5 protein-coding genes and 1 pseudogene are annotated in these 7,638 nt (G+C 64.9%); 4 read left to right on the forward strand and 2 right to left on the reverse strand.

Annotated elements, in window-relative coordinates:
- Both AC629_RS37570 and AC629_RS37575 read left to right on the forward strand, forming a co-directional pair.
- Positions 1-821: sensor histidine kinase (locus AC629_RS37570; RefSeq protein WP_245332113.1), on the forward strand; the 821-nt coding region annotated here is incomplete at its 5' end.
- A 77-nt stretch (positions 822-898) separates the two neighbouring features.
- Positions 899-2,548 carry an alpha/beta hydrolase gene (locus AC629_RS37575; RefSeq protein WP_143199753.1) on the forward strand — a complete coding sequence of 550 codons (1,650 nt, stop codon included), beginning with the start codon at positions 899-901 and terminating at the stop codon, positions 2,546-2,548.
- A gap of 104 nt (positions 2,549-2,652) precedes the next feature.
- Here the strand turns inward: AC629_RS37575 and AC629_RS37580 are convergent, their stop codons facing one another.
- Together AC629_RS37580 and AC629_RS37585 are read right to left on the reverse strand one after the other, a co-directional pair.
- Complete coding sequence (locus AC629_RS37580; protein ID WP_084809778.1) at positions 2,653-4,233, reverse strand: MDR family MFS transporter; 1,581 nt, start codon at positions 4,231-4,233, stop codon at positions 2,653-2,655.
- Between the two features lie 156 nt (positions 4,234-4,389).
- Positions 4,390-4,905, reverse strand: coding sequence for a YcgN family cysteine cluster protein (locus tag AC629_RS37585; RefSeq protein WP_084809779.1), 516 nt, complete (start codon positions 4,903-4,905; stop codon positions 4,390-4,392).
- 291 nt (positions 4,906-5,196) lie between these two features.
- On the opposite strand from AC629_RS37585, the gene AC629_RS37590 reads away from it, so the two are divergent.
- Positions 5,197-7,467 (forward strand): transglycosylase domain-containing protein, encoded by a 2,271-nt coding sequence (locus tag AC629_RS37590; RefSeq protein ID WP_084809780.1) that lies wholly within the window; start codon positions 5,197-5,199, stop codon positions 7,465-7,467.
- Positions 7,468-7,476: 9 nt separating this feature from the next.
- Positions 7,477-7,638, forward strand: a pseudogene (locus AC629_RS50800) (DUF1214 domain-containing protein); the annotation flags it as partial.

The raw sequence follows: 7,638 nt of genomic DNA on the forward strand, positions 1-7,638 counted from the left end.
CTCAGGATCGATTGATTCAAACCGAGAAGCTTGCATCCCTCGGCCAGCTCACCGCCGGCATCGCGCATGAGATCAAGAACCCGCTCAACTTCGTCAACAATTTTGCTTCGCTTTCCTCTGAGCTGACGGACGAGCTGAACGAGACGCTTGCGCCGATCCCGCTCGCAGAAGATGTTCGCGCGGACGTCGACGAGCTGACCGGGCTGCTGAAGGACAATCTGGCGAAGGTCGTGCAGCACGGCCGCCGCGCCGATTCCATTGTGAAGAACATGCTGCTGCATTCGCGCGAGGGCGGCGGCGAGCACCGGCTGAGCGACATCAACGCGCTGGTCGAGGAAAGCCTCAACCTCGCCTATCACGGCGCGCGCGCCGAGAAGCCGCAGTTCGACGTGACGCTGAAGCGCGAGCTCGATCCGGCGGCCGGCTCCGCCGACGTGTATCCCCAGGAGATCACCCGGGTGCTCCTGAACCTGATCTCGAACGGCTTTTATGCGGTCGCCAAGCGCAAGGCGGACAACGGCGCGGCCGGTTACGAGCCGGTCGTAACCGCCGCGACCCGCGACTGTGGCGAGCGTATCGAAATCCGCGTCCGCGACAACGGCACCGGCATTCCGGACGAGGTGAAGGGAAAGATGTTCAATCCGTTCTTCACCACGAAGCCGGCCGGCGAAGGCACCGGCCTCGGGTTGTCGATGAGCCACGATATCATCGTGAAACAGCACGGCGGCACGATCGACGTCGCGACTGAGCCGGGCAGCTTCACCGAATTCACGATCGTGCTGCCGCGCAAGGGCGGTTTTTCAGACAACAGCAGAGGATAGCCTTGCCGGTGGGTGCTTTCAGGACACTGATCTGGCTCATCCGCCAGCAATTGCTCTCGCTGTCCGGCGTCGGCCTCATGCTGGGCGCCCTGTTCTTCGCGGCCGCGCTGACGCCGACGCTGGTCCCGCGGAGCTATCTCACGCAAGGTGCCCTCGCCGGCGCCTGCTTTGCGATCGGCTACCTCGCTGGAAACCTTTGGCGCTGGCTGTGGCATTATCTCGAGCTGCCTGAGCCCTCGGCACGCCTGAGATCGGGCGCCAATGCGCTTGTCGCGGCCGGCTGCTTGATCGTCGTCATCATCTATCTGTGGCGGGCAGCCGAATGGCAGAACTCGATCCGCGCCGTCATGAAGATGGCGCCGGTCGAGACCGCGCATCCGCTCAAGGTCTGTGCCATCGCCGTGATCACGTTCGTCGTGCTCCTGGTACTGGGGCGGCTGTTCGTGCTTGTCTCGCGGTTCGTCGCCGTGTGCACGAAGCGCGTCATTCCGCGAAGGGTCGCCAACGTCATCGGGGTCGTGATTGCAGGCCTGCTCTTCTGGTCGATTGCCAACAATCTCCTGATCAGCACGGCGTTTCGGGCGCTCGATTCGTCCTTCCGCGAATTCGACGCCTTGTTCGAGCCCGAGCGACCACGGCCGACAGCGCCGGGAAAAACGGGAGGTCTGGCATCGCTGGTGAAGTGGAAGGAGCTCGGGCGCACGGGGCGCCGATTCATTGCCTCAGGCCCGACCGCAGCCGAGATCAGCGCCTTCACGGGGCAGGCTGCGCAGGACCCCGTGCGGGTCTATGTGGGCCTCGCTGGCGCCGACACCGCGCAAGCGCGCGCCAGGCTTGCGCTCGGCGAGCTCAAGCGGCAGCACGGTTTTGAGCGCGCGAACCTCATCGTCATCACGCCGACCGGTACCGGCTGGATCGATCCGGCTGCGATGGATTCGGTCGAATATCTCCACCATGGCGATGTCGCGAGCGTCGCGGTTCAGTACTCCTATCTCAACAGCCCATTGTCGTTGCTGTTTCAACCCGAATACGGAGCCGAAGCGGCGCGCGCCTTGTTCGCGGAAATCTACGGCTACTGGACGACGCTGCCGAAGGACAGGCGGCCGAAGCTGTACTTGCATGGGCTGAGCCTCGGCGCCATGAACTCGGAAAAATCCGCCGAGCTGTTCGAGATGGTCGGCGATCCGATCGCCGGTGCGCTTTGGAGCGGGCCACCGTTCGCGAGTCGCATCTGGAGCTCGATCACTGCGAACCGCAATCCGGGCTCACCGGCCTGGCTGCCGGAATTCCGCGACAGCCGCTTCGTACGCTTCATGAACCAGAACGGGCCAACGGTGCCGGCAGACACGCCCTGGGGCCCGATGCGCGTGGTCTATCTGCAATACGCAAGTGATGCGATTACCTTCTTCAATTATCGGGATGCCTTCCAGCCGCCGGCCTGGATGACGCCGCCGCGCGGGCCCGATGTGTCACCGGAGCTACGATGGTATCCGATCGTCACGATGCTACAGCTCGCCCTCGACATGGCTGTTGCGAACGGCACGCCGATGGGCTTCGGCCACGTCTATGCACCCGAGCATTACGTCGATGCGTGGGTCGCGGTCACCGATGTCCATGATTGGTCCGCAGACGCGCTGGCGCGGCTCAAGAGCCATCTTGGGGCGGCAGCGCGGAAGGCCGCCGCGGGCAATGCCAGCGAAGACCCCTACGAGGATCGCGGCGGCTAAAGCATGGTCCGGAAAAGTGCGCAGCGGTTTTCCGAAAAGATCATGCTCAAACAACAACCTAAAGCGCGATGACGACTTATCCCAATCTCATCGCGCTTTAGCCCCTACTCCGCCATCTCCACCTGGCGGGCGACGGTGGGACCGGCCAGCGGCCGCTCCTCCATCATGATCAGGCAGAGCGCTGCGGTGGCCATCAGCGCGGTGGCGGCGCCGAAGACGTAGCGGAACGCATGCCGCATCTCGTCTGCGGGAATCACCACAGCGCCGGCGGCGTGATGCTCGCCGGCGAGCGGAACGTCGGCGCCGAGCGCGATCAACAGGATCGCCGCGAACGCCGCAACCGTGAACGAGGACATCAGCGAGCGGAAGAAATTCATCGCACCGGTGATGGTGCCGACTTGCGGACGCGCGACCGAATTCTGCAGCGAGACCACGCAGACCGGGAACGTCGTGCCGAGGCCGAGCGCAAACGCGGCCATCAGCGTCAGGAGGCCCCACAGCGGCAAGGTGGTGAGCGTGAGGCCGAGGCCGCAGAGCGCGGCCCAGGACGTGCCGATGATGGCGACGCGCTTGTAGTGCTTGGCGCGCGCCATGGTGCGGCCGGCGATCGCCGCGCCGCAGGTCGAGACCGCGGCGAGCGGAATCAGCGCAAGCCCCGCCTCGCTGGCGCTGAGATGGTAGACCTGCTCGTAATAAAGCGGGAGCTGCACGGTGAGGCCCGTGATCGCGCCAAGCCCGCAGCCGCCGGCCGTCAGCGCGAAAGGCGCAACCGATCCCCTCAGCAGCGGCAATGGCAGGAACGGCTCGTCAGCGCGGCGTGCGTGCCAGACGAAGGTGACCGCAAGTGCGACAGCCGCGCCAATCATTGACAGAACGGTTGGCGAGAGCCACGGAAAACGCGTACCGCCCCAGGTCAGCACCAGCATGAAGACGACCGCGGAGGCCATCAGCAAGACGCCGCCGAGCCAGTCGACCTTGCGCCTGCGGTGGAACACCGGGATCTTCTTCATCTTCGGCAGCAGCAGCGTGATTGCGGCAGCGGCGAGTGGCAAATTGATCCAGAAGATCATCGACCAGTGCAGATGCTCGGCGAACACGCCGCCGATGACCGGGCCGAGGATGCCGCCGACCATCCAGACGCTGGAGAAATAGGCCTGGTACTGGCCGCGCTCGCGCGGTGAAACGACGTCGGAGATCACGGTCTGCACCACCGGCATGATGCCGCCGCCGCCGAGGCCCTGGAGGCCGCGCGCCAGAATCAGCATCGGCATGTTCGGCGCGATCGCGCACAGGATCGAGCCCGCGACGAACAGGCTGAGCGAGGTGATGATCATGGCCTTGCGGCCGTAGATATCGCTCAGCGTCCCGAACACCGGCGCAACCGCTGTCGAGGCGAGCAGATAGGCGGTGATCACCCAGGACAGGTTCGAGACGTCGTGGAACTGGCGCCCGATGGTCGGCAGCGCAGTCGCGACGATGGTCTGGTCGAGCGCGGCCAGGAACATCGTCAGCATGAGGCTGATGACGATGGTGCGGACCTCGTCCTGCGACAGCGGTGCCGGCGGCGCGAGCGAGGGAGCGTCATCGACGCTCAAAACCTCGGACGGAAGGCGAGACAGCTCTTCGGCGATATCGTCGGGCAAAGCCTGGACGTCGGCAGTGCCCTGCCGTTCGAACTTGTTCATCTCGCTCGGACGCTGTGTTGCGGCGCAGCGCCGCGAAAGATTCGTTCTATCCGTCCAATCTAGACAGCAAGGTTCTTCCCAGGCAGGCACCGCGGCGCATGGGTGCATCCCGCCGCCGGGTTATCCCGAAGACGTGATCCGAGTTCGGACGACGGGTTAGTCCTTCGGACGTCGTTTCAGGCGTGCCCGTTTCGGCAGCACTGCCGGCCATTGCACGATGTGATCCTCGAGATCCTCGTCCGGGATCTCCTCCTCGCTGCCCTCGACCCGGCCGCGCACGGAGACGCCGGCCTCATGCACGGTGTTGGGATCGCCCGAGACCAGCGGATGCCACCAATAGAGGTCGCGCCCCTCCGCGACGAGCTTGTAGCCGCAGCTCGGCGGCAACCAGTTCAGGGTGCGGACATTGGCCGGGGTCAGGCGAACGCAGTCCGGAACCTTGTCGGAGCGATTCGGATAGTCCTTGCAGGCGCAGGTCCCGGCATCGAGCAGCTTGCAGCCGACATGGGTGAAATAGATCTGGCCGGTATCCTCGTCCTCGAGCTTGTTCAGGCAGCAGCGGCCACAGCCGTCGCACAGACTCTCCCATTCATCCCCTGACATCTCTTCCAACGTCTTGGTTTTCCAGAAGAATCCCTCCTGGCCTGAGGGTCGTTTGGGAGCTGCGGTCATGCGCCTCAACAGGATTCGAAAGAGCTACGGCTGGTGCCATCTAGGGCGTGCAGCCATGATGCTGCAAGTTACACCCGCAAGGCCCGTAATGAACCGGTGTTCAATTAGGCCTGTTGTTCAAAATCGCGAGCGTAGCCATTGGTTTATAGGCCATGCTCGGCTAGAAGAACAGCAAGTCCCCTCGGACGCGGAACGGGCGCCTTGGGTTTGCCGCAACAATCCCTCAAGACGTCTCGATGCCGCCCCGGCCGGGTGCTTGAACGCTTTCGAACCGAACCTCAAGGGTTCTAGGTGGCCCAGAACACACCATCCAACTGGAAGAGTCGCGTCCGGAATTTCTTCCTGGACCTGGATGCGCGCATCGACTCCTCGCTGTTCTCCTCGGCCAAGGGCATCCGCGAGCTCTATGAGCGCTACTCGACCTTCATGGACCGCTTCTACGTCGGGCGGTGGAAGCGCTGGGTGTTCATCGAGCCGCTATCGGAGGCCGCGACCCTCGGGCTCGGTGGCCTGATACTGCTGCTCACCCTCGCCATCCCCGCCTTCCGCGAGACCGCGGACGAGGACTGGCTGAAGAAGTCCGATCTCGCCGTGACGTTCCTCGACCGCTATGGCAACCCGATCGGCAGCCGCGGCATCAAGCACAACGACTCGATCCCGCTGGAAGACTTTCCGGACGTGCTGATCAAGGCGACGCTCGCCACCGAAGACCGCCGCTTCTACGACCATTTCGGCATCGACATCGCCGGCACCGCACGCGCGCTCGTCACCAACGCGCAAGCCGGCGGCGTCCGCCAGGGCGGCTCGTCGATCACCCAGCAGCTCGCCAAGAACCTGTTCCTGAGCAACGAGCGCACCATCGAGCGCAAGATCAACGAGGCGTTTCTCGCGATCTGGCTGGAATGGCGCCTGACCAAGAACGAGATCCTCAAGCTCTATCTCGACCGCGCCTATATGGGCGGCGGCACTTTCGGCGTCGACGGCGCGGCGCATTTCTACTTCAACAAGTCGGCACGCGACGTGACGCTTGCGGAAGCGGCGATGCTCGCCGGCCTGTTCAAGGCGCCGACCAAATACGCGCCGCACATCAACCTGCCCGCCGCGCGCGCTCGCGCCAACGTCGTGCTCGACAACCTCGTCGATGCCGGCTTCATGACCGAGGGCCAGGTGTTCGGCGCCCGCCGCAACCCGGCCTTCGCCGTCGATCGCCGCGACGAGGCCTCGCCGAACTATTATCTCGACTACGCCTTCGACGAGATGCGCAAGCTGGTCGACACCTTCCCGAAGTCCTACACCGAACGTGTCTTCGTGGTACGCCTCGCGATCGACACCAACGTGCAGAAGGCGGCGGAAGACGCGATCGAGAACCAGCTGCGCCAGTTCGGCCGCGACTATCACGCGACGCAGGCGGCGACCGTCGTCTCCGATCTCGACGGCGGCATCCGCGCCATGGTCGGCGGCCGCGACTACGGCGCAAGCCAGTTCAACCGCGCGACCGACGCCTATCGCCAGCCCGGTTCGTCGTTCAAACCCTATGTCTACACCACCGCGCTCTTGAACGGGTTTACGCCGAACTCGAAGATCGTCGACGGCCCCGTCTGCATCGGCAATTGGTGTCCGCAGAACTATGGCCATTCCTATTCCGGCCAGGTGACGCTGACGCAGGCGATCACCCGCTCGATCAACGTCGTGCCGGTGAAGCTGTCGATCACGCTCGGCGGCAAGGATGGTCCCAAAGCCGGCCGCGCCAAGATCGTCGAGGTGGCGCGCCGCTTCGGCATCACTGCGCCCCTGCCCGACACGCCGTCGTTGCCGATCGGCTCGGACGAAGTCACCGTGCTCGAGCACGCCGTCGCCTATGCCACGTTCCCCAACAGGGGCAAGTCGGTGACGCCGCACTCCGTGTTGGAGGTGCGCACCGGCGCCGGTGATCTCGTCTGGCGCTGGGACCGCGACGGCCCGAAGCCGAAGCAGGCCATTCCGCCGAATATCGCCGCCGACATGGCCGGCATGATGAGCCACGTCGTCAGCGAAGGCACCGCGCGCCGCGCAGCCCTCGACGGCATCCCGACCGCGGGCAAGACCGGCACCACGAATGCTTATCGCGACGCCTGGTTCGTCGGCTACACGGGCAATTTCACCTGCGCGGTCTGGTACGGCAATGACGACTATTCGCCGACCAACCGCATGACCGGCGGCTCGCTGCCGGCGCAGACCTGGCACGACATCATGGTCGCGGCGCATCAGGGCGTCGAGGTCCGGGAGATTCCCGGCATCGGCATGGGCCAGAAGCTGCCGCGCGAGCCAATCGCCAACGCGCAGGCCAATGCTGCGCCGAAGATACTGGAGACCAAGCCCGGCCCGCCGCCCGTGCTGACCAAGCGCGGCGCCGACATTCTGGTGCGCGTCGAGAAGATGCTCGATGACGCGGCCAAGACCGCGAACAAGTCGGCGGCCGACGACGCCGGGGCAGCCAAGCCATCCGCGTCGACGAATGCGCTCGCCTTCCCGCAGAACTATGCGGAAGAGAATGCGAACGCATCCGCCCCGAGCAAGAACTGACAAGATCCCGTGCGGCTGATCCTGATCACATTGACGGCCCTTCTGCTCGCGACCGTGGTCGGCGTCGGCGCGACGTGGATGACGACGACGCGCGGCACCGAGATCGGCGCGCTGACCATCGGCGCCTGGACCGCGCGCCCGCGCACCGGCACCGCCGACGTCGACCCCTAT

The sequence above is a fragment of the Bradyrhizobium sp. NAS80.1 genome (assembly GCF_001908205.1).
In the GTDB taxonomy this organism is placed as follows: Bacteria; Pseudomonadota; Alphaproteobacteria; order Rhizobiales; family Xanthobacteraceae; genus Bradyrhizobium.